The organism is Psychrobacter sp. NG27, from assembly GCF_016106655.1.
Lineage (GTDB): Bacteria > Pseudomonadota > Gammaproteobacteria > Pseudomonadales > Moraxellaceae > Psychrobacter.
In genome coordinates this window covers 47609-70825 of record NZ_JADGIN010000007.1, presented here as the reverse complement: position 1 = coordinate 70825, position 23217 = coordinate 47609, and the positions used below count along the sequence as shown (strand labels likewise).

The window sequence follows — 23217 nt, the reverse complement described above, 5'->3', positions numbered from 1 at the left end:
AGTGTATTTAAGGGTAGATGATAGAAGCGACTCATACGGTCAACGTGTTTTATTTTAGGCAATATGCTTTTAGTGTTAAAATGACGCCTCTGGGACAGATAACGCCTTATATACGCATAGTTTGATTATCCTGCTATGTAACATTTACTAGTGCTCGTCTTGATAAAATTATTATTGGAATGCTATGATTGATTTAATAAAGAAACTACCAAAAGCTGAACTACACTTGCACATTGAAGGCTCTTTAGAACCTGAGCTGATGTTCAGATTGGCCAAAAAAAACAAGGTGGAAATTCCTTACAAAGACATAGAAGACGTACGCAATGCGTATAATTTCACCAATCTACAAACGTTTTTAGACATTTATTATGCAGGTGCAAATGTCCTACTCACCAAAAGCGACTTTTATGATTTGACGTGGGAATATATTCTCAAATGTGTAGAAGACAACGTCATTCATACAGAGATATTCTTTGACCCACAGACACATACTGACCGAGGCGTGCCTTTCGAAGCTGTCATCATGGGTATCAAAGAAGCACTCGCTGATGCCAAAGAAAAGTATGGTATTACCTCTTGCATCATCATGTGTTTCTTGCGTCATTTATCACAAGAACAGGCGTTTGAAACCTTAGAGCAAGCATTGGCGTACAAAGACGACATCATTGGCGTTGGTCTTGATTCATCAGAATTGGGCAATCCGCCATCGAAATTCAAAGAAGTCTTCCAAAAAGCCAAAGAACAAGGCTTTAAGCTAGTCGCTCATGCAGGCGAAGAAGCTGATTTCTCGTATATCTACGAAGCATTAGACTTGTTGAATATCAATAGAATCGATCATGGTGTACAGTCTATAAAGAGCCCAGAGCTGATGCAAAGGCTCAAAGATGAGCAGATGCCACTGACCGTTTGCCCGAACTCAAATATCGAGCTAAGAGTCTTTGATACTTACAAAGAGCATAATATCAAAGAGCTTTTGGACTACGGTCTGAACATCAGTGTCAACTCGGATGATCCTGCGTATTTCAAAGGCTATATCAATCAGAACTTTATAAATATCTGTGAAAACTTACCGTTAACAGAAAACGATATCGTTACTTTAGTAAAGAATTCGTTTAGGTCTTCTTTTATAGATGATGAGTTAAAAGCGGAGTATCTAGCGAAAGTTGATTTGGCACTACAGTAAATTCAATATGATTAGGCCTTAGCATCCAAGGCTTAACGGTTTATATAAATCGTTAAGCCTTTTTTATTGTGCTATTAGAACACTTTCATTTAATGGAGTCATTATACGATATAGCATTTAGCTCTATTCCATATTAGATATCAATATCAGTCATACCATTGTGGCTATAGAGCAGTAATCTCTTGTATTAATAATGGCAGAATGAAGCCTGCTTTTTCTGCTAACGTTATATCAACGAGTGTATTTGGTGTCGGGTCTGGGTTTATCTCGATAACTTTGGCACCATTTTGTTTGGCTAGCTGAGATAGGCCAGCAGCAGGGTAGACGAGACTTGATGTACCAATACTTATAAATACCTCGCAGTTAGTCGCAGCATTTTCAGCTATTTGCCACTCATCTACAGGCAACGCTTCACCAAACCACACGATGTCTGGTCTGATATATCCATCGCAATGTTCACAAGTTATTATCGTTTCATCAAAGCTAAAAGAGTTTTCGCCGCTATACGAGTTTCTTGCTTGATTTGGGTACGGCATCTCGCATTGACTACAACGATTGCACCACAGATTGCCATGTAAATGGGTAACGGTACTACCGGCTTGCTCGTGCAAGTCATCGACATTTTGGGTGATGAGTGTCACCTGCTGATTTGAAGACTGGGAATGATACTGCCACTGTGCCAATGCATCATGCGCAGGGTTTGGCTTTTTGTCAGCGACCACTTGCCGACGCCATTGATACCATGACCATACTAGCTTCGGATCGCGGATGAACGCATCTGGCGTGGCCAAATCTTCTACGCCATAGTTCTCCCACAACCCTGTTTGTTTGTCTCGAAACGTTGGGATACCGCTTTCTGCAGAAATACCAGCCCCTGTCAAAATGCAAATACGCTGTTTCGATTTCAATAACTTGGTGGCAAGTTCTACTTCTGCTATTAACGCTGGTGATAATTCTGCTAACATAAGCGAACCCTTGCTAATGATGGATGTTTTTTCTTATGATAGATGGAATTTGGTGGCTTGTCATACTGTTTACTATTATCGCAGTCTTATGGTTATTAGCAAAGGCGCGCGGTGCCAAAGCGGGCGAAAAACATAGCCACAAACATAGCCAAAAAACGAGTACAAAAGCGAATAAATCTATTAATGACAGTCTGCAAAAAACCTCAGCATTATTGAAGCAGTACTTCCCTGATTATCGAGTAAACCGTAAGGCGAATCATTTATTACTCAGCAAGCAAGACAAAAAAATTGCGATGATTACTATTGATAAAAAGATAGAGGTTGGCCAACGACGTTTGGGAGATATCCCTGTGATTAACTACCACCGTGTACCCAACCGCGCTCAGTTAACTGCTAACCTGCAAGATGCAGAGTAATTTTTGCGATAGGTGAGTGGTTCGTAAGTATACGAGCACAGAAAAGCCGCAAACATCTTGAAGTGTAGGCTTTGATAAGTATGGGCAGTTTAGTGTGGTACTAAGGAAGGGTGGAGCAAGGTTGTAGGCATGATAATTGGTGCGCTCGGCGGGAATCGAACCCACGACCCTCGGCTTCGGAGACCGATACTCTATCCAACTGAGCTACGAGCGCATAATATGCTGAACCAACGACTCTATTCAAGGGCACTTAATGGATGAATGCTGCGCTAACCAACAAGACATATCAATGAATGGTATGAATAATCAGCTGTATTACTAAGTGTCGAAAAATAAAGACCGCTTAGTCTAACAAATAAAAACCATAAAGCCAATAAATGACGGTAGCGATTGATGTTTTTTAAGAAAAAACAAGATAGTCATTAAACAGGCATGGCAATTTACCTGTCTTTTCCCTTATAATGTCATGGAGAATTCATATTTATAATCACCGATTACAAGTGTGCTGGCACGCGGGATGGCTGTTTGCTATTGATGACCAAAGGTTATCAAAGGAGGATAGACAGAATGTCTGAGCTGTGCAGGCCTTTGTATACGTAATAAGAGAACGTGACGAATGAGAAAAGTAGTTATGTTATCGGCAGCTGCCATTCTAGGAATCGCTAGTATCGCGGTGAGCCAAGCTGAAGATGTTGTAGAGACTCCTGTAACTGTATCAGACGTGGCAGAAGGCCAAGAAGCTGCAGAGGCCGCACCTCAAATGCTAGGTGACGAGACCCAAGCTGCCGCAGATACGACTGATGGCGAAGCGCCTGCTGATGACGCCGCCGTAGCAAAGGATGGAGAAGCAACCGCTGCTGCTGCACCTGCCGCTGAAGAAGTGCCAATCCCACAAGATACGCCGCAAGTACAAAAGCTGATCGCTTTGTATCCTAATTTGATTGCGCGTATTCATCCTGTTGCTACCGTCTGCTTCGAAGATGATGAAGTGTGTGATGTGACGGCACGTGTTGCTGGCCCAGCACCTGGCGATGGACCTCGCGATGGTAAAGCGGTATACAATGCCGTATGTCATACTTGTCATGCAGCGGGCTTGCTAGGATCGCCTGTGTTTGCTGATGCCGGCGCTTGGGGACCACGCATAGCAAAAGGTACAGATACGCTATATACCCATGCTATCAATGGTTTCAATGCAATGCCTGCAAAAGGTGGTGCGGATATTCCTGACGAAGAAGTTCAAAATGCTGTAGATTATATGGTTGAAGCAGCAAGCTAATCTGTCCCCAGTGTTTTGCCAAGCTTTTACGATAGATATCTATAAAGCGCCTATCTCATTCAATGGGATAGGCGCTTTTTTTATCATAAATATTATCAATATGAGACTTCAGCTGCATTGCAGTTGAAATTCGTCAGCAGCAGCCTCATTTTATGACTTTACGACATCTATTCTAGCTATTCTTCATCTCAAAGTATTTTTATATACATTTATAACAAACAAAGAGGTCTTCATGTCAGAAGTACCAGCACTTACGATAAAAAACTTATCCAAAACTTATGATAATGGGTTTTCGGCTCTAAAAGGAGTCGATTTAACTGTGCCACAAGGTGGATTCTTTGCATTATTGGGTCCCAATGGTGCTGGTAAATCAACCATGATTGGTATCATCAGTTCGCTGTTTAAACCGACCACAGGCAGCGTGCATATTTTCGGCACTGACTTGTTGGAAAACCCTTCTGTCGCGAAACAGTACCTCGGTATCGTACCGCAAGAGTTCAATTTTAATATGTTTGAAAAGGTCGAAGATATCTTGATTACCCAAGCGGGTTATTTCGGTATTTCGGCCAAAGAAGCCAAACCTCGGGCAAAACGGTTATTAACAGCACTTGGACTATGGGATAAGCGCGATAGTAAATCACGTGAGCTATCTGGTGGTATGAAGCGCCGTTTAATGATTGCCCGTGCGCTGATTCATAAACCAAAATTACTGATTTTGGATGAACCCACAGCAGGTGTAGATATTGAGCTGCGCCGCTCTATGTGGGAGTTTATGCAGCAGATTAATATTGAAGAAAACACCACTATTATTCTGACGACGCATTATCTCGAAGAAGCTGAGCAACTGTGTAAGCGTATCGCTATCTTGGATCATGGTGAGATTCGTATCAATACAGAAATGAAAGATTTGCTCGCACAATTATCTGTTGAAACGTTTGTCTTTGATTTGGAAACACCGCTTACTCATCAATTGGTTTTGGATGGGGTAACAGGGGTCGCGCAACCTGATGATCAGACAATTGAGGTAACCTTGACAGAAGGTGAGTCAATGAATAACGTCTTTACCCAATTATCGAAGCAGGGTATTACTGTAGGCAGTATGCGTAATAAAGCCAATCGATTAGAAGAATTGTTTATGCGCTTAGTAGATAAAAATATTCAAAGTGCAGACAGTATGAAGGAGGCGGGATTATGAGTCAGGACATGATAGATCCTAATAAAACCATGTCATGGAGCAAAAAGTGGATTGCTTTTCGCACCATCTTATTAAAAGAAGTGCGCCGGATAATACGGATTTGGCCACAGACACTACTGCCACCAGTCATCACGATGAGCTTGTATTTTGTCATTTTTGGTAAGATGATCGGCTCGCGTGTGGGTGAGATGGGCGGGGTGCCATACATGCAGTTTATCGTACCTGGTCTGATCATGATGTCGATCATTACCAACAGCTACTCCAACGTGGTGTCGAGCTTCTTCAGTGCTAAGTTCACCTCCAGTATAGAAGAGCTACTGGTCTCGCCCGTATCTAAGCACGCGATTCTGATGGGATATATCAGCGGCGGTATCTTCCGTGGTCTGGCCATTGGGGTTATCGTTTCAATCGTTGCGCTATTCTTTACTGACCTCGGTATTGAGCATTTATTTGTGACCATATTTACGGTACTGGGTACCTCTATTCTGTTTTCGCTTGGCGGCTTTATCAATGCGGTATTTGCCCGCTCATTTGATGATATCTCTATTATTCCAAGCTTTGTATTGACGCCGCTTACCTATCTTGGTGGTGTGTTTTATTCGATGGAAAACTTGTCACCATTTTGGCAAAATATCTCTTTACTGAACCCTATTGTGTATATGGTCAACTCATTCCGTTACGGTATCCTTGGCTACTCTGATGTCAATGTTTGGTACTCGATGGCAGCTATTTTTGTTTTCTGTGCAATATTCTATACTATCGCCTATCGCTTACTCAGCAACGGCTCACGCGTGCGCTTGTAACCAAAATTGTTATAAACAAACAAACCGTTTTACTATCAAAGCCTGACACTGTTGGGCTTTTTTATGGCACCTCTTTAGGGGTTGATGCGGCGAGCCAGTCTAGACAGGCTATGAAAGCAATGTCTTTGATAAGCGGATTGGCAGTTAAATGCTGATGCTTGCTTAAACCAAATTCATTATCGACCAGCGTGTTATTGCTGTAAAATAACCCCTTTCTGATTTGAATATATTCTATAGTTTAGAAGGCAATTTATGAGCATACACGGTATTTTAGGCGAGCAAACCACAGATTATCCGACTGAGTATAGCCCGCAAACGTTATATCCTATTGCCCGTAGCATTGGTCGCGATGCTATAGGTTGGCAAGATGACAAGCTGGCCGTAGGTGTCGACTGGTGGCACGCGTTTGAGGTATCTTGGCTTAGTCTGCAAGGGATATCACAGGTGGTGATGGCACGTTTTAGTATTCCAGCAAGCGCGCCTTATATTGTAGAGTCTAAATCATTGAAACTGTATTTAAACAGCTTTAATTTTACAGAATTTGCCAGCTGGGATACCGTACAACAATTGGTTGCAAAAGATCTCTCTGCTTGCGTACAAGCAGAGGTAACAGTCGAGCTATTTGGATTAGAAGACAGCCAATCAAGGTTGCTGATTACCCAGCCTGAGGGTGTATGTATCGACAATGCTTTAACAGACAGCGCAAACAAAGTTGCACTAGTGGCTCACCCTGATGCCTCTCTATTGAATGATAATGAAACAGATACCTGTCATGTCACAGCAGAGGTTGGTAGCAGTGCGCCAGTGACCTTTTATTCTAATTTATTACGCAGTAATTGTCCGGTCACCAATCAGCCTGATTGGGGCACACTCTCAGTTACTATCACCAGCCAAGCGCCTATTAATCATGCTGCAATGCTACGCTATGTACTGAGTTTTCGTCAGCATAATGGCTTTCATGAGCAATGTGTTGAGCAGATATTCTCCGATTTGAGCCAGCACTATGAGCCAAGTGCCTTGATAGTGCGGGCTTGGTATACGCGCCGCGGCGGTATCGATATCAACCCTTGCCGTGTGAGTGATATAAACTTACTGCCACAGCCGAGCCGTTTAATTCGTCAGTAAGTAAATATCGATGTTATGAGTCACGGGGACACCCTACAATCAATCAACTTTATTCATCTGAGGTAAGGATACCAGTATGAAATTGAGAACGCACGTTGTAACGATAGTAGGCGTAGCTGTGCTATCGATTTCTACGATGTTATCAGCGCAGGCGGCATTTATAGAAAATGAATACGTTTGTGAAGATGCCTATATGGAAGTGGCCTATGATTGTGGTAACAATGCAGTTATAGTCGAAAAAAACCGACTTAATAAAATTTATAGCAATATTTATCGCCCTTTAAACAATACGCAAAAAGCGCAATTGGATAAAGAACAACGTGCATGGTTAAAAGCTCGAAATGACAAGTGTGCCTTTGAATACGAAGGCCCAATGAACAACTCTATCGTGTATGCTCAGATTGGAGCAAATGTTTGTACAGCTATTGAGAGTCAGAAACGTAGTAAAGTACTTGTTAAAAAATACAACATTCAATAGTTTGTTCTAGCCAATGAAAAAGCGCCTATCTCATCATATGAGATAGGCGCTTTTTGTTATATAGTCTTTATTTACAAAACTATTTACCGCTTACTTTTGCCATGACTTCTTCACGGCTTAATAACTGCTTTTCGGTATCGCGGCGATTGACGTATTCATACTTATCTTCAGCCAAGTTACGGTCTGAAACCACGATACGATGTGGAATACCAATCAATTCTAGATCAGCAAACTTAACGCCTGGACGCTCGTTACGATCATCTAGCAGTACATTGACACCTTGAGCTTTGAGCTCTTCGTACAATGCCATGGCCGTTTGCATGACGGTATCTTCTTTTGACTTCATCGGTATGATGGCGACTTCAAAAGGCGAAATTGAGTCTGCGGTATGCGGCGTTTGTGGCCACATGATGCCATTTTCATCATTGTTTTGTTCGATAGCCGCGGCAATGATACGGCTCACACCAATACCATAGCAACCCATCATTAAGGTCACAGGTTTGCCATCTTCACCTGAAACTCGGCAGTTGAGCGCTTGTGAGTATTTATCACCCAGCTGGAAGATATGACCCACTTCGATACCACGCTTGATTCTTAGCAAGCCTTTGCCATCAGGAGAAGGATCGCCTTCTTGCACGTTGCGCACATCAACAATACGTGTGATGCTGGCATCTCGTACCCAGTTCATGCCAATGGTGTGATGGTTGACTGTATTGGCACCAGCCACAAAATCTGACAACGTGGCAGCCGAGCGATCAACAAAAACTGGCATGTCTAAATCGACGCCGATATAGCCCTTGTGCAAACCGGCAGCTTTTAATTCTTCATCAGAAGCTAATGTCAGTGGCACGTTGGCCTCTTCGATTTTTTCAGCTTTGATGGTGTTTAGCTGATGATCGCCGCGCAATACAATAGCAATCAGCTGTGGTTGATCGTCTTCGGTATGGCCATGCACAATCAAGGTTTTGACCGTGTTCGTGAGAGGTATGTCCAAATGTTCAGCCACCATTTTACAAGTGGTCATATTCTCTGTTAGCACATCTTCACGTGCCACACTCGGCGCTTGACGCTCTGCTGTGCTCACCGATTCGGCAAGTTCAACGTTGGCAGCATAGTCAGAGGCATCTGAGAACGCAATGTCATCTTCGCCGCTGTCTGCCAATACATGAAACTCATGTGATGCAAAGCCACCAATTGAACCCGTGTCAGCTTGCACTGCACGGAAATCTAGACCCAAACGGGTAAAGATGCGCGTATACGCCTCATACATATCATCGTAAGTTTTGGCCAAAGACGATTGGTCAACGTGGAATGAATAAGCATCTTTCATCGTAAATTCACGCGCGCGCATCACACCAAAGCGTGGACGAATCTCATCACGGAATTTATTTTGAATTTGGAAGAAAGTAATCGGTAGCTGTTTATAACTGCGCAGCTCACCTTGTGCTAGGTTGGTAATCACTTCTTCGTGCGTAGGACCTAGTACAAAATCGCGATCATGACGGTCTTTGAATCTTAATAATTCAGGGCCGTAATCGTCGAAGCGCCCGGTCGTTTGCCAAAGCTCAGCAGGCTGGGTCATGGGCATGAGTACTTCTTGTGCGCCAATGTTTTGCATCTCTTCGCGAACAATACGTTCGACCTTTTGTAAGACGCGTAAACCCATGGGCAACCAAATATACAATCCAGAAGCGATTTTACGGATAAGACCCGCGCGCACCATCAATTGGCTTGAGGCGATATCGGCGTCACTTGGGGTTTCTTTTAGTGTGGCAAATAAAAATTGACTGGCTTTCATAAATAAAGCGGAACCTTATCAACGATAAAAAAATAAGAAGAAATAGTAGGATGTTGAGCGTACGGTCAATCGTTTCACTGCCGCGGCAAACTTACCTTTATTACTTAGCAAGAATCTAGGGTATTTCCTAGTGACGAACATGCTCATATAAAAAGCATATTAGCAAAAACCACCCTTATGAAAGAGGGGTAGATTTGAATTGAGATATCATCATGTCGAAATGCAAAGTATTCAGATCAAAAGTCTGGTAAACGCATTTACACTGACATTTTATGCATACAATCTGACTATGTTAGGTAAAGTTGGCCTAAGACGCAATGACTTTTTGTTTTTTCAGACCGAACGTTACGTAACGGCGAAAATAAGGCTCAAATAACGGAGAAGTTTGTATAAATTTATAACAAAAAATCGCTATATTTCAGAGGCAGCTTAATACGTCATTATGTAGAAGATTGGTAGCGATTACTTGAAGTTATAGCACGGCAGTCATATCTAAACTTTAGACGTTGATTTTGGTTTTGCTGATTCTAATTTTATAATGGCTCATAAAAAACGATACAATATAAAGGTAGCTTCTATGAATAGTCCTGATATGAATAATAAAAATTGCCAGCCTACCAAAACCCCAATCGCCAAGATGTCGTGGGTGGTTTTGCTTATCGGCCTAGCTGCCATTGTATTTGCAGTTTATAGCATTCAAAACAGTACCAAAGAAGCGCCGATAGAAACCATTACTCGCGAAGGTGTGGTCACACAAATCCAAAATTTGAATCGTTTAGAAACGGTCTCATTCAGTGTTGATACCGTTATCACCAGTGAGCGCAATGGCAGTTGGCAAAAGCTGTGGCAAGATGAGCAAAAAGGGCTATTCATCGCGCATGGTCGCGTAGAGGCAGGGGTCGATCTGAGTGCATTGACGCCAGAGATGGTACAAGTGGTGCCAGCGGTTCAACCTGATGAGGCAACAGAAGGTAAACAAGGAGAAATGAGCAGCACAGCTATGCCGCAAATCAATATTACCTTGCCACCCTCAGAGATATTCTCAGTATATCTAGACGATATCGAGATTTATGATTGGCAGACAGGGGCATTTGGCATGATGCAAGTTGACCCCAAGATATTTGACCAAGCCCAGAGCATGGCCAAAAAAGAAGTGCTAGAGCGCGCTTGTCGCGGTGATGTCATGACCATGGCACTGCAAAACGCCCAAACCCAATTGCAGCAGCTATTTGCATTGACAGGGGCAGTGGTGACTGTCACCACCCAAGGCGCAGGCGCGTGTCAACTGCCCGCCACTGCGAATGGCTAGTTTGCTAGTTATTTTCTTAAACTTAAGCTTCTTTTTTAAATTCAGCAATAGTCAATTGACGAGCCAGTTTATGTTCAACCATCGGCGCAGGGTAATCAACATCGTTAAACTTACCACCCTTTGCCAGTTCTTTACGCATTTTATCCTCGCTATGTAAAATAGTAGTAGGAATGTCTTTTAATTCTGGTAGCCAAGTTTTAATAAACAAAGCTTTAGAATCATGTGTATTGGCTTGACTAAAGGGGTTCATAATACGGAAGTAGGGCGCTGAGTCAGTACCTGTTGAGGCGCTCCATTGCCAGCCGCCGTTATTGGACGCAAAATCGCCATCTATCAGCTGCTGCATAAAGTAGCGCTCACCCAAGCGCCAATCAATCAATAAGTCTTTGGTCAAAAACATCGCTGTGACCATACGCAAGCGATTGTGCATAAACCCCGTCGCATTTAGACAACGCATCGCCGCATCTACGAGCGGCACACCTGTCATGCCTGTACACCATGCTTCAAAATCATCAGTGTTATACGACCAATTAATCTTGGTATCAGTCTCTTCTTTATACGCTTTATGACGAATCAGGTTTGGCTTTTCGACCAGCACGTGCCGATAAAAGTCTCGCCATGCAAGCTCGCTTATCCAGCGATTGATGTCTTCGTTGTCGCCATCATTGCCATGTAGTTTCTCTTGTGTTGCATTTGCCTGTAGATAGCAAAGTCTAGGGCTGATAGAACCTATAGTGAGGTAAGCTGATAGCTGACTGGTTGCATACAGATGGGGGACATCACGGCTCACATCATAATCATTGATATCATCATCGACGAATGCCTCTAGGCGCTGGCAAGCGGCAGACTCACCTGCAGGATAGGCATCTCTTGCTTGGTTAAGCTGAGCTGTCATATCGATATGTGGCAAAGACTCGTTATTTTCTAATGTCTGCTGGTAATCATTCAGCATTTTCTCACTTAGTGCTTTGATATCGTCAATTGTATTAGCAAACGTTTGCGATGATTGTAGTTTGATTTTATAATCGCTATCCACTGCGGGTGCTTCATGCATTTGAATGGTGCTGACGTCTAACGTATGTCGCCACTTTTTATAAAACGGGGTGAAGACCTTATACATGCTATCGCCATCATTGGTCGTGATGCTTTGCGGCGGCAAAATGCACTGGTCATGCCAGCGGACAAACTCGATATCGTCTTTTGCCAGTTGTTTGCTTAATTGCTCATCACGATCAATCTCATTACCTTCATACTCATGATTGGCCATAACGCAGCTGATATGGTTATCCTGACACAAGGTGGTTAGAGCATCGATACAGTCTGAGAAGCTTGGACAAACTTGAACGATCAAGGTGATGTTTAGTTTTTCTTGCAATGTCTTTGCTAAGATAGGTAACGTGCGGGTAATATGATCGACTTGTACAAGGGACGTATCATGCGCTTGCCACTGCTCAGGCGTCAAAAAGAATACGGCAGACACTGAGGCGTTGTCTTCTTTTGCACGTTCGCAAAGCGCTGCTAAAGTGGTATTGTCATGGATACGTAGGTCACGGCGAAACCACATCAAGTAATGCGGTGGATTTTTGCTAGTAGCATTGTCGTCAGTATCAGTATTATTAGCGGCTGTCTGTGCAGTCTTAGACATCAAAGTATCCCTATATTAATCAATCGCAATCATAAACAAAACTAAGGATAAAAGTATGCTAGGATAAGTTTTTGGATGCAATGGCTTTGCCGTTTGGTTAACAAAACCTCATCACATCTAACGATTTATCTTTAGCTTGAACCTATCTGATGCCGCTATAATCGGTGTCATATTCAGTACCATGAAACGCAAGGTCACAAAATGCACGTTAAGTTTTGCGGGTTTACTCAGCTTAGTGATATACAGACTGCGGCACAGCTAGGTGCAGATGCAGTGGGTTTGGTGTTTTATCCACCCAGTCCACGTGCAGTCACGATAGAGCAGGCGCAAACCCTGAGCGCTACTGTGCCTGCTTTTGTCAGCGTGGTGGCGTTGGTGGTCAATATGTCTGAAGATGAGCTGATTAAATTAGCAAACAATGTCTCTTTTGATATTATCCAGTTCCATGGTGATGAGACGCCTGAACAGTGCCAACAGCTGGCAGGTATGGTTAATAAACGCTGGATCAAAGCATTGCGTATCAATACAGAGCAAGACACCCTCGATAGTGTCCGCGCTCAGATTGCTCAATTTGCGACTGCAGGTGCCAGTAGTATTTTGCTGGATGCTTATCATCAAGATGCATACGGCGGTACAGGGCAGCGTTTTAACTGGAGTCTCATTCCACATGACAGCACACTGCCGATCATATTGGCTGGTGGACTGCATGCCGATAATGTTGCTGCTACATTAGATTTGCCTATCTATGGCGTCGATGTGAGCGGTGGTATTGAGGTTGACAAAGGTAAAAAAGACGCTGCCAAAATGCGTGCCTTTATGAAAGCGGTCAAGCGCGACCGATGGCAAAACGCTACGGTCACTGGCGCTATCTAAGTGGGTTTGTATCAAGCTATTTGCCATACATAATCTGCTTAGTTGATCGTTATTCCGATTTTTCTGCTTAAATCTTATTACGTTGTTATCCCTTTTATTATTTTCTCTCTATTTATCTAAAGTTATCTAAAAAATACCACTTATTACAGTAGGAATTATCATGAGTCATGTCGAGAACAAAGATTTATCTGCCACTGCACAATCTGTTAATACTTTTACCAACCCTGAAAATGTACAGGACTTCAACCAGTATCCTGATGCACGCGGTCACTTTGGTGTACATGGGGGTCGTTTTGTCTCTGAGACGCTAATGGCTGCTCTAGAAGAGCTAGAAGCGCTTTATACCAAAGTCAAAGCCGATCCTGCGTTTTGGGAAGAGTATCACAACGATTTGGTCAATTATGTTGGTCGTCCAACGCCGCTTTATCATGCTAAGCGTTTGAGCGATGAGATTGGCGGTGCGCAAATTTACTTTAAGCGTGAAGACTTAAACCATACTGGCGCGCACAAAGTAAACAACACCATCGGACAAGCACTGCTTGCCAAAATGTGTGGCAAAAAACGCATCATCGCTGAGACTGGTGCAGGACAGCATGGCGTGGCGACGGCAACGATTGCCGCTCGTTTAGGATTAGAATGTATCGTCTATATGGGTGCTGACGATGTCGAGCGCCAAAAGATGAACGTCTATCGTATGCGTCTGCTTGGCGCAACAGTAGTGCCAGTGACCTCTGGCTCACGCACGCTCAAAGACGCAATGAATGAAGCGATGCGCGACTGGGTCACCAATGTCGATAGCACGTATTATATTATTGGTACGGTTGCAGGCCCGCACCCTTATCCGCTATTGGTTCGTGATTTCCAAGCGATTATCGGTAAAGAGGCACGTATTCAGCATTTAGAAAAAACAGGAAAAATGCCAGATGCTTTGGTTGCTTGTGTCGGTGGCGGCTCGAATGCTATTGGTTTGTTCTTTGATTTCCTAAACGATACTGACGTTAAAATGTACGGTGTCGAGGCAACAGGCGATGGTATCGAAACAGGTCGCCATTCAGCGCCACTAGCAGCTGGTCGGATCGGGGTACTGCACGGTAACCGTACTTACCTAATGGCAGATGATGATGGTCAGATTCAAGAGACACATTCTATCTCAGCTGGTCTTGATTATCCTGGTGTTGGCCCTGAGCACAGCTTCTTAAAAGACATGAAGCGCGTTGAGTATGTCGGCTGTACGGATAAAGAGGCGCTAGAAGGCTTCCATGAGGCCACGCGCAAAGAAGGCATCATCCCTGCGCTTGAGACTGCTCATGCCGTCGCTTATGCATTGAAACTGGCTAAAACCATGACACCTGATCAGACGATTATCGTTAATATGTCAGGTCGCGGTGACAAAGATTTGCATTCAGTGATGAAAGCAGAAGGGATTGAGATGTAGTAACGAGTATCTTTATAAGTTACTAGATTCTTCTTTATAGGAAAAATTGTTTGACCTTTTATTGTTCAATATAGATTATTAAATGAAAGGTCAAACAAGCCAGTTTATAATAATTAAGAGACCATTATGACCAGAATTGAAAGCACTTTTGAAACCTTAAAAGCACAAAATAAAAAAGCCCTGATTCCTTATGTGATGGCAGGCGATCCTAATCCGACCACGACAGTCGGCTTGCTACATGACCTAGTTAAACATGGTGCAGATATGATCGAAGTCGGTCTGCCATTCTCTGACCCAATGGCTGATGGCCCTGTGGTCGCTTTGGCTGGTGAGCGTGCGTTGGCCGCCGGTACGAGTACCCGTGATGCGCTAAAAATGGTGGCAGAGTTCCGTCAAACAGACACTCAGACGCCAATCATCTTGATGGGCTATCTAAATCCTGTTGAAATCATTGGCTATGACAATTTTGTGGCGCTATGTGAGCAGTCAGGCGTTGATGGTTTATTGATGGTAGATTTGCCACCAGCAGAGGCGGGTAGCTTTACTCAGCATTTGACAGACCATTCGATGAATGAGATTTTCTTGCTATCACCGACCACCTTGCCTGAGCGCCGTGAGCAAGTATTGACCCATTGTGGTGGTTATATCTATTATGTCTCATTAAAGGGCGTGACAGGTTCAGCGACGCTAGATACTGATGCTGTAGCGACTCAAGTTAAAGCGATCAAAGCAGAAACAGATTTGCCAGTATGCGTCGGTTTTGGTATCCGTGATGGCGCATCAGCCAAGGCAATTGGTACTCATGCAGATGGCGTCATTGTAGGCAGTGCATTGGTGCAGAACTTTGCCGATATCGATGCCAATGACGCGGCTGCTGTTGCAAATGCTCAGCAAAAAATTATGGAAAAAATGGATGAGCTGCGCAGTGCTTTAGACAGCTTAAGTGCATAGCAGTGGAACTTTAGTATATAGATAGCAAGATGACCAAATGTGGTCATCTTTGGTTTACAAGCTTATATGGCTATCAGTGTCGACCGAAGACAATATCAAATGACTTTGCTAAATTTAGTTTACGAGTGTAAACTAATACGACTATTATATAGGGTCTAATAGCCGTTATTTGTCACGAGCGGCTATTGATAAGCACACAGTCAACCTATCGGTGCGTAAGTGAAAAGTTGAACACGTAATCGCGCTGTATGATGGCTCATGTTATGACTGGATGTAACGCTTAGCGCAGACCACTATGACACTTTCAATGACAAGCGAATGAGCCAACTTGTCAGTAAGCCTTTTATGATGGCAAATAATATGACTGATACAATAACAACACCCGATAACACGACTGCTACCACCGCGCCAAACAGCAATGCGGGACAGTCATGGTTCAATCGTCCGATACCAGGTATCAAGCAGCAATTAACTGCACAACTGACAGCGGTAGAGACCGAGCCGTCGACCAAGTGTAGCAACTGTCATTCGATGATTACCAACACCGCGCTTATCTTTAACTGTTATGTATGCCCACACTGTGATCACCATCTACCGATGAGCGCTCGTGAGCGTTTGAATTGGTTGCTGGATCAAGTCGAAGGCGAGACAGGGCAAGAGTTCACGGCAAAAGACCCACTTGGATTTGTGGACAGTAAGCCATATCCTGCACGTATGAGTGAAGCACAAGAAAAAACAGGCGAGTCTGAGGCGTTGGTTGCTATGTATGGCAAACTGCGTAATCTTGATATCGTTGCTTGTGCCTTTGATTTCCGCTTTATGGGTGGATCAATGGGGTCAGTCGTTGGTGACCGTTTTGTGCAAGCAGCCGAAAAAGCGCTAGAACAAAAGATACCTTTAGTATGCTTTGCTGCTTCTGGCGGTGCGCGTATGCAAGAAGGTCTGTTGTCATTGATGCAAATGGCAAGGACAGCTGCCGCGATTGAGCGCTTAAGAATCGCTGGTATTCCTTACATTGTGGTATTGACCAATCCTGTGTACGGTGGTGTTACCGCGTCACTCGCGATGCTAGGTGATATTCATTTAGCAGAACCAAAAGCCATGATTGGCTTTGCTGGTAAGCGAGTGATTGAGCAGACTGTACGCGAGACATTAGAAGAGCCATTCCAGCGAGCTGAGTTCTTGTTAGAACACGGCGTAGTAGATGAAGTGGTGCATCGTCATCAGCTAATTGATACGATCTATCGTTTACTTGCAAAACTATGCCGCGTACCAAATGTAGATGCTCAGTAAAGTGGGATGCTCGATAAGGTAAGTTACTCAGTATATCGAGTCATTTATTGAGTGCATAACGGCTTAGCCGCGTGCTAACATCTACTGCATATGCAAGACCTTCTAATAGCATTTATCGTCATTGCACGGTAAATGCTATTTTTGGTTTTAGCTAACACATATATTTTTATCTCTTATTAAATTTTATATAGGTTTTATTCATGTCTGACCTTTTAGCACCCAACCCTAGTAGCCCTAATAACGAATCTAGTCTGACTGAGTGGCTAGACTATATGCAGCAGATTCATGTGTCTGCGATAGATATGGGATTGTCACGTGTGTTGCCAGTTGCAGAGGCGTTAGGAGTGGTGCAATCAGCCAAAGATGACGCTTATGTATTTACCGTAGCAGGCACTAATGGCAAAGGCTCTACAACCGCTGTCATCGCCGAAATGTGTAAAGCTGCAGGATATAAGACGGCATTGTACCAATCGCCACATCTCAGTGCCTTCAATGAGCGCGTACGTGTGAATGGTGAGATGGTCAGTGATGAGACGCTGATTGATGCATTTGCCAAAGTAGAAGCTGCCCGCTTACAGTGTGATTTGACCTTGTCATTCTTTGAGATGACAACGCTCGCAGCCTTGTTGATATTTGCTGAAGCAGACTGCGATGTATGGGTATTAGAAGTGGGATTAGGCGGACGCCTAGATGTGGTCAATATCATTGATCCTGACATGGCAGTGATTACCAATATTGGTATCGATCATGTCGACTGGCTAGGTGATAATGTTGAAGACATCGGCCGCGAAAAAGCAGGTATATTACGCGATGGGATTTCTGTAGTCTATGGGTCAAGCGAGATGCCAGCCAGCGTGAAGCAAGCCATTGATACTCAGCAAGCGACTTGCTATCAGATAGGGCGCGACTTTAGCTATCGTGATATCAGCTCAGATACTTGGCAATATAGTAATGCAGCGGTGACTTTGCAATTACCACGTCCAGCGCTATCACTGACCAATACCGCCAATGCACTATCAGCAGTACTCGCCAGTCCATTAGATGTCGATATCCATGCCATCGAGCAAGCACTAAACAGGGTCAAGCTGGCAGGGCGTTTTGACTATCGTGAGAGTCAAAGTCGTCATTGGTTATTTGATGTGGCGCACAATGAGCAAGGCGTCGAGTTCTTACTAGCGCAGCTATTACCTTTTTGGCAGCAGCATGTAGACAGTCAGCTTAATCAAAATAGCTCAGCGACTGTCACCCCGCCAAAGATTCAAATGCTGTTCTCTATGCTTGGTGATAAAGACATCGATAAGGTGGTACAGCGTTTGACAGCGGCAGGGTTGCCCATTAGCGAGTGGTTCATCGCGGAGATTGATTATCCACGTGCGGCAAGTACCCAGCAACTAGAGAGCATTTTGGTCAATTATATTGATAATGATGCTATACATGCATTTGATGGCCTAAAATCGGCAACGAATGCGGTAATAGAGGCGAGCCAATCGCAAGACCTAATCGTTGTGTGCGGTTCGTTTCACACCATTGGTGAGGCATTAGCTGCGCTAGGGCTCTGATCATATGAGTTAAAGTAAGGCGTGTTTAGTGTTAACCTTAGTCGTCGCCTGATAGCAGACAGCAAGAAAAATATGCTTTATAATCAAAATGATTTATAAGATTGAGTCTAGAAATTGGGCGCATAAAAAGTCAGCACATATCTAACCCTTGATAACCGTAATTGGCGTTAAGAGAGTCTGAATAAAGCAATTTATCGTGTTGTTTTGAGAGATTTTCGGCGCTGCCGGGTCAACCTTATTACCAACTAAGAGACGTAAACGGATGAACTTTTCGAGACAAGCCTTATTGGGCATTGGGATGATTATAGGCGGTAGCGTCATGCTATATGCCATGGTGCAACAGATTGGTGAGAGTGATACACCGCAGCCTGAATCAGTGATGGTAGATAAGCCAGATGTAGAGCAAGCAGCGTCACAGCCGTTGACGACTGATATCGAAACAGAAAAGCGCATCCTTGCCCAAAAACAGAAAGAGCGTGCCGCGCGTGTGGCAGAACAAGAAAAACGGGCAAAAGAGTTTTTGACAGAGCAAGAGGTAGCAGAAGCGGAAGCGTTGGCAAAAGCCCGTGCCGAGAGCCAACAATATGTGGCAAGTCGCACACCTGACGTAGAAGACAGCACAGATACGGCAAAAGATATCAACAAAGGCCTAACCGTTCAGCCTCGTACTGATAATGTGTCGGCTGTCGATGCCAAGAAGTCTAGTGATGCTGAAAAGCAAAAAGCGGCTCAAGCGCAACAAGAAGCAAAGCGACAAGCTACGCTTAAAGCAGAAGCCGCTGCTAAAAAGTTAGCGGATAGTAAAAAAGCCGCTGAAGCAAACGAGCAAGCCAAAGTAAAGAGGCAAGCAGAGGCCAAAAAGCAGGCTGAAGCACAAGCACTGGTAGAACAAAAGCGAGAAGCTGCCGAAGCGGCTAAGGCTAAAAACGAGCCACCAAAATCACCTTCTGACTATGAAGTAAAAAGAGGTGATGGGCTCATTAAGTTAGCAAGACAATATAATGTACCTGTCGAAGTGCTGGCACAAGCCAATGATATCTCTCCGTCAGCATCATTACAATTGGGGCAAAGTATAACGATTCCGTCACGTGCTCAAGTACAGCGCCTAGAGCGTGAAGCAGTCGCTGCCGAGCAAGCGCGTGAGAAGAAGCGCCAACAAGAAGAAGCCCTCGCAAAGAAATCTGCCGATGCCAAGCGTGATGCCCAGCAAAAGCTCAGTGCCGCACGTAAGGAAGTTAAAGAGACGGATGCCAAAGGTAGCTTTGGGGTACAAGTTGCGCTAGCTGACAATCAAGCCAAAGCTGACGAATTGGCAAAGAAATTCAAATCGGCAGGCTATCAGGTGAAAACCAGTGCAACCAGCCGTGGTGTCCGTGTAGTGGTTGGGCCTGAACGCGGGAAAGTAGCCGCATTGGCCCTAAAAGACAAGATCAATAGCGACCCGAAAGTAAATACGACCAGTGCGTGGGTACTATACTGGCGTTAATACAGTAGCTTGAGTGAGCGTTTTATAAAACTAGAACGCGCATTGATATCTTTTATGAAAACACGACAATTAATGTCGTGTTTTTTGTTTTTAGGTTTGCTGATTGGCGCGCACTTGGTTAGGATAAGCACGATTTTTATTATCTATTTTTATAACCTGTCGGCCTGTAGAGGCTGACCTGTTGTGATCGGCCAGTTAATGACTAAACGAAGTTATCGCACTTATACAAGTTATCGCACTGATAGAAGTCATGATACTGATAGAAGTTATAACATTCGGCCAATCACCCTCATATCGTATAAGGTAAAACCATGTCATTTGGTGTTATATTTTTAATATTGGCCGTTGGGTTTTTAGGGGTGATAATATTACCCAAGCTGTTAGCAAAGCCGCCAGCCGCCGAGCCTGATCCAAAACCGGTACGCGGTGATGAGTTGGCTATTTGGCCATTTGCGCCCATGCCCATCATGACCAATACTGAAGTCATATTTTTTGATAAGTTAAAAAAAGCACTGCCTGAGTATCATATATTTGTACAAGTTCAGCTGTCACGAATCATCGAGGCCAACAGCAGTGAGACCTCAGAGCGTAACTTTTGGTTTAATCGTATCTGTCGCCAGAGCGTTGATTATGTGATCGTAGATGTCGATGCTCAGACCACGCTAGTGGCTATCGAGCTGGATGACTGGACGCATAGTAGCAAAGCGCGCCAAAAAGCGGATGATAAAAAGGATAAGGCGCTTGCCAGTGCAGGTATTGCGATGGTGCGTTTCCACGCTGAGCGCATGCCGAGTGCTGAGATGCTCAGAGATGAGTTGATGCATGTCATTGAGAGGTATTAATCAAGTGAGGTAAGTATTGCTAAATCGTTTTTAGCTACGGACCTTGCTTAACGGATCAGGGCAACCAGCGATGAATCATTCGATTGTTTGAGCTGAATACAGCTATTGGTTTGGCTGCCTGGGACAAATAACGATAGGTCTATCATCCACAAAATATAATCCTGTCGCAGGCGACTCACTATCTGACCAAACCGTTTGCGTTTGACACACATCATAAAAGCCGCGCTTGGTGAACCATTCAATATAATGCGCGGCTCGCAACGTCGTCACATCGATGGTTGCAAGACCTGCCTCGTCTCTCTTATCGCACCATTCATGTAGCGGAAAGCTGGGTGTTAGCCAAGCAGGGTAACTAAAGTTATTGGTATCTATTGGCAGAAAAAACCGCCCTTTTATGATGCCATAACGTTTATCAATTTTAACCTGACCTTTATCTTGGGTGTCTACCCACACTGTCCGAAATTGCTTGGTCTGCATGTGTGTCATCTTGCGCTGTAGATTGTCATTGGCATTAATCCCCACCCAGTTCACAGGCTCAAACGGTGCTGACCCCATAAAAAACTTAATGGCCAGCTCCCAATGCTCGACCAGATGCTCATCATGATTATACAAAATCAAATCAAGCTCTCCAACGGTCTGCTTACCATTATAGAGCTGCACATTATTCGCAAGTGTCTCATACGGATGCAACTTGTGCGCAAACCCATCCTCTAACCAAAATGACAGTAACCCTTCAAAGTGAAACCCCAATCGATTGGGACTTGGGCGCTTGAGTAAATAACGAGTCAGCGCTTGATAGTCTGTCGTGGTATCCAGCTCTGTTAACCGCTGCTCATACGCCTCAAATTGCGCCTGCCAAAAGCTAGCGTTATGTACTGAAATAGCATGTGTATTTTCATGCGGTGCAAAGTCTATCCACTGAGTTAATACGTTAGGACAAGCCAGCGCATAAGCCAAATCACGCACGTAGGGTCGACGGTAACGCTCCCAAGGGGCATCATCTATAAGGCGAGTAGAGGTGGGCTGAGCGATAGGCTCTGACATAGGATAAACCAGTGTAAAGGTGTAGCGTTTACCCTAACGGCTCGCTGTATAAAAGTCTATAGGACACGAGTATCCGCTAGGGTAGTGCGCAGTTTTTTATTTTAGAACATGATATTAATGTGATGAATATGAATGCTGATATCAGGTGGTGATAGCAAGTAAGGTAATAGAATACTGAGTACCATTTTAAGTATTAGCAGTAGCCGTTTTGATAAGTTGCTGGGCGTGTTATGCGGTGGCTGCTGCTCTAAATGAGGTGGGGTATGATCTTGTAGGGTCATATTTAGCTCCATATTTGCCGTAGCTTGATTGCTACGGCTGGTATGGAAGTATTCTATGAAATAGGGTAGTTCGATAGTTCTATATAGAAAATGGCAGAGTTCTATAGAACTTCATCAGCCTTCTTTAACCATTTTGCAATAAAGTCTTTGCCTAAAGTCAAACCTAAACCTTCGGCTTTAGCTATGATTTCTTTATTGATATTACCGTGAGGGTTCTCTAAGTCTTGTTTGTCATAACTTGCAAGTTTAAGCAAAGTAGCTACTAATGTTGCCATAGAATTAATAGTTTTATGATGGGTTGGTTCGTCATCAACTGATGTATTTTCTAATTCGGTTTTAGCTTGTGCTACTTGGCTTTCAAATCCGGCTATTTGTCTTTGAAGATCTGCTATGCGCTGATTATCTTGATCATTTTCTTGATATGGTGTGGTGCTTATTATTGGTGTATTTATATGCTGCCCTTTACCAACAGGCAACTGCTTCAAAATATTATTAATGTCCTGAATATCAAAAAAAACATTATCTCTATCTATGAGGATAGTTTCTTCAATTTTCTCATAAGCGTAAGTTCTTTCATATGATGGTTTTTTATTAAAAAGTATGGCATGACTTTTTTCATAGCTCCAACCGTTTTCTAGATTAGTCTTTTCTACAATTTCATGTGTTTCATCATCACCAACATAACGACTTGCCACAATTTCATGAATGTAACCAGTATTTTGATTTAGCTTAAAAATACTATTACTCAAACCTTTGAAAGCCGAGTCTCTAATTGCTCTTGATTGTCTAAATATTTTTGCATTCTCTATAAACAAAGAGTGGTCATCTTTAAAATAACCCTCAATAAGCCATATATTTCTTATCAATTCGTGTTCAAAATCCAATGGCGCTGAATGTCGCAAAATTGCAAAACCATCAAAATAATAGACAGGCTTTAACTGTCCTTTGTTTATAAATCTATCTAAAAACTGTTTTGCACCTAAAGTTTCAAACATTGAGCCTTTGATATTATGTTCAGTAATTGAGATAGCCTCATCAATAGATAGATACTTAATCATAATTCACACCCTTACACACCCTTAAATCAAAGTAGGTACAAGGCAGTGCCAGCCTAAAGGTGTAGGAACAGCTGGTTTGCGGTTATTCATCATGCCTTGCAAGATTTTTATTATTTTTTGCTCTATCAACTATCAATAATCACCAGTCAAATTTAGCACAAAAAAAAGCCAACCATTGAAAACAATGATTGGCTTTTCTCTT

Annotated in this window: 21 protein-coding genes and 1 tRNA gene; 15 read left to right on the top strand and 7 right to left on the bottom strand. The window is 43.5% G+C overall.

Annotated features, from left to right (window positions below):
- Positions 1–184 precede the first annotated feature (184 nt).
- Entirely contained in the window at positions 185–1183 is a 999-nt protein-coding gene (locus tag IP485_RS11230; RefSeq protein WP_198327283.1) for an adenosine deaminase, read from the top strand.
- A 164-nt stretch (positions 1184–1347) separates the two neighbouring features.
- Here IP485_RS11230 and IP485_RS11225 read toward each other — a convergent pair whose 3' ends face one another.
- The gene (locus tag IP485_RS11225) at positions 1348–2148 is read right to left on the bottom strand and encodes an NAD-dependent deacylase (protein ID WP_198327282.1); all 801 of its coding nucleotides are present in this window, start codon (positions 2146–2148) and stop codon (positions 1348–1350) included.
- 35 nt (positions 2149–2183) lie between these two features.
- On the opposite strand from IP485_RS11225, the gene IP485_RS11220 reads away from it, so the two are divergent.
- Positions 2184–2564 carry a hypothetical protein gene (locus tag IP485_RS11220; protein WP_198327281.1) on the top strand — a complete coding sequence of 127 codons (381 nt, stop codon included), beginning with the start codon at positions 2184–2186 and terminating at the stop codon, positions 2562–2564.
- 137 nt (positions 2565–2701) lie between these two features.
- Here IP485_RS11220 and IP485_RS11215 read toward each other — a convergent pair.
- Positions 2702–2778, bottom strand: a tRNA-Arg gene (locus IP485_RS11215).
- 402 nt (positions 2779–3180) lie between these two features.
- On the opposite strand from IP485_RS11215, the gene IP485_RS11210 reads away from it, so the two are divergent.
- The 5 genes from IP485_RS11210 to IP485_RS11190 all read left to right on the top strand — a co-directional run bounded on the left by IP485_RS11210 (position 3181) and on the right by IP485_RS11190 (position 7441).
- Positions 3181–3840 carry a c-type cytochrome gene (locus IP485_RS11210; RefSeq protein ID WP_198327280.1) on the top strand — a complete coding sequence of 220 codons (660 nt, stop codon included), beginning with the start codon at positions 3181–3183 and terminating at the stop codon, positions 3838–3840.
- Positions 3841–4072: 232 nt separating this feature from the next.
- A complete protein-coding gene (locus IP485_RS11205) occupies positions 4073–5035 on the top strand; it encodes an ABC transporter ATP-binding protein (RefSeq protein ID WP_198327279.1) in 963 nt (320 codons plus the stop codon).
- 29 nt (positions 5036–5064) lie between these two features.
- On the top strand, positions 5065–5838 hold the full coding sequence (locus IP485_RS11200) for an ABC transporter permease (protein WP_198327317.1): 774 nt from the start codon (positions 5065–5067) through the stop codon (positions 5836–5838).
- 252 nt (positions 5839–6090) lie between these two features.
- Positions 6091–6963, top strand: a complete 873-nt coding sequence (queF, locus tag IP485_RS11195; RefSeq protein ID WP_198327278.1) for an NADPH-dependent 7-cyano-7-deazaguanine reductase QueF — start codon at positions 6091–6093, stop codon at positions 6961–6963.
- 76 nt (positions 6964–7039) lie between these two features.
- Positions 7040–7441, top strand: coding sequence for a lysozyme inhibitor LprI family protein (locus tag IP485_RS11190; protein WP_198327277.1), 402 nt, complete (start codon positions 7040–7042; stop codon positions 7439–7441).
- 79 nt (positions 7442–7520) lie between these two features.
- On the opposite strand, the gene IP485_RS11185 is transcribed toward IP485_RS11190, so the two are convergent.
- The gene (locus IP485_RS11185; protein ID WP_198327276.1) at positions 7521–9239 is read right to left on the bottom strand and encodes a proline--tRNA ligase; all 1719 of its coding nucleotides are present in this window, start codon (positions 9237–9239) and stop codon (positions 7521–7523) included.
- Between the two features lie 577 nt (positions 9240–9816).
- Here IP485_RS11185 and IP485_RS11180 point away from each other — a divergent pair.
- Entirely contained in the window at positions 9817–10548 is a 732-nt protein-coding gene (locus IP485_RS11180) for a DUF4230 domain-containing protein (RefSeq protein WP_227686525.1), read from the top strand.
- Positions 10549–10570: 22 nt separating this feature from the next.
- Here IP485_RS11180 and IP485_RS11175 read toward each other — a convergent pair whose 3' ends face one another.
- Entirely contained in the window at positions 10571–12193 is a 1623-nt protein-coding gene (locus IP485_RS11175; protein WP_198327275.1) for a cryptochrome/photolyase family protein, read from the bottom strand.
- Between the two features lie 171 nt (positions 12194–12364).
- Here IP485_RS11175 and IP485_RS11170 point away from each other — a divergent pair, with 171 nt between their 5' ends.
- The 7 genes from IP485_RS11170 (at position 12365) to IP485_RS11140 (ending at position 20632) form a co-directional block, all read left to right on the top strand.
- Complete coding sequence (locus IP485_RS11170) at positions 12365–13066, top strand: phosphoribosylanthranilate isomerase (protein WP_320159135.1); 702 nt, start codon at positions 12365–12367, stop codon at positions 13064–13066.
- A 160-nt stretch (positions 13067–13226) separates the two neighbouring features.
- Complete coding sequence (gene trpB / locus IP485_RS11165; protein ID WP_194365144.1) at positions 13227–14501, top strand: tryptophan synthase subunit beta; 1275 nt, start codon at positions 13227–13229, stop codon at positions 14499–14501.
- Positions 14502–14627: 126 nt separating this feature from the next.
- On the top strand, positions 14628–15452 hold the full coding sequence (trpA, locus tag IP485_RS11160; protein WP_198327273.1) for a tryptophan synthase subunit alpha: 825 nt from the start codon (positions 14628–14630) through the stop codon (positions 15450–15452).
- Between the two features lie 348 nt (positions 15453–15800).
- Positions 15801–16745, top strand: a complete 945-nt coding sequence (gene accD, locus IP485_RS11155) for an acetyl-CoA carboxylase, carboxyltransferase subunit beta (protein ID WP_198327315.1) — start codon at positions 15801–15803, stop codon at positions 16743–16745.
- A 200-nt stretch (positions 16746–16945) separates the two neighbouring features.
- The gene (gene folC, locus IP485_RS11150) at positions 16946–18304 is read left to right on the top strand and encodes a bifunctional tetrahydrofolate synthase/dihydrofolate synthase (RefSeq protein WP_198327272.1); all 1359 of its coding nucleotides are present in this window, start codon (positions 16946–16948) and stop codon (positions 18302–18304) included.
- A 262-nt stretch (positions 18305–18566) separates the two neighbouring features.
- Complete coding sequence (locus IP485_RS11145; protein ID WP_198327271.1) at positions 18567–19790, top strand: SPOR and LysM peptidoglycan-binding domain-containing protein; 1224 nt, start codon at positions 18567–18569, stop codon at positions 19788–19790.
- A gap of 311 nt (positions 19791–20101) precedes the next feature.
- Entirely contained in the window at positions 20102–20632 is a 531-nt protein-coding gene (locus IP485_RS11140) for a DUF2726 domain-containing protein (RefSeq protein ID WP_198327270.1), read from the top strand.
- 102 nt (positions 20633–20734) lie between these two features.
- Here the strand turns inward: IP485_RS11140 and IP485_RS11135 are convergent, their stop codons facing one another.
- The 3 genes from IP485_RS11135 to IP485_RS11125 form a co-directional block, all read right to left on the bottom strand.
- Positions 20735–21676, bottom strand: coding sequence for a DUF1853 family protein (locus tag IP485_RS11135; RefSeq protein ID WP_198327269.1), 942 nt, complete (start codon positions 21674–21676; stop codon positions 20735–20737).
- 101 nt (positions 21677–21777) lie between these two features.
- Positions 21778–21957, bottom strand: a complete 180-nt coding sequence (locus IP485_RS11130; RefSeq protein WP_198327268.1) for a hypothetical protein — start codon at positions 21955–21957, stop codon at positions 21778–21780.
- A 101-nt stretch (positions 21958–22058) separates the two neighbouring features.
- A complete protein-coding gene (locus IP485_RS11125) occupies positions 22059–23015 on the bottom strand; it encodes a hypothetical protein (protein WP_198327267.1) in 957 nt (318 codons plus the stop codon).
- Positions 23016–23217 lie beyond the last annotated feature (202 nt).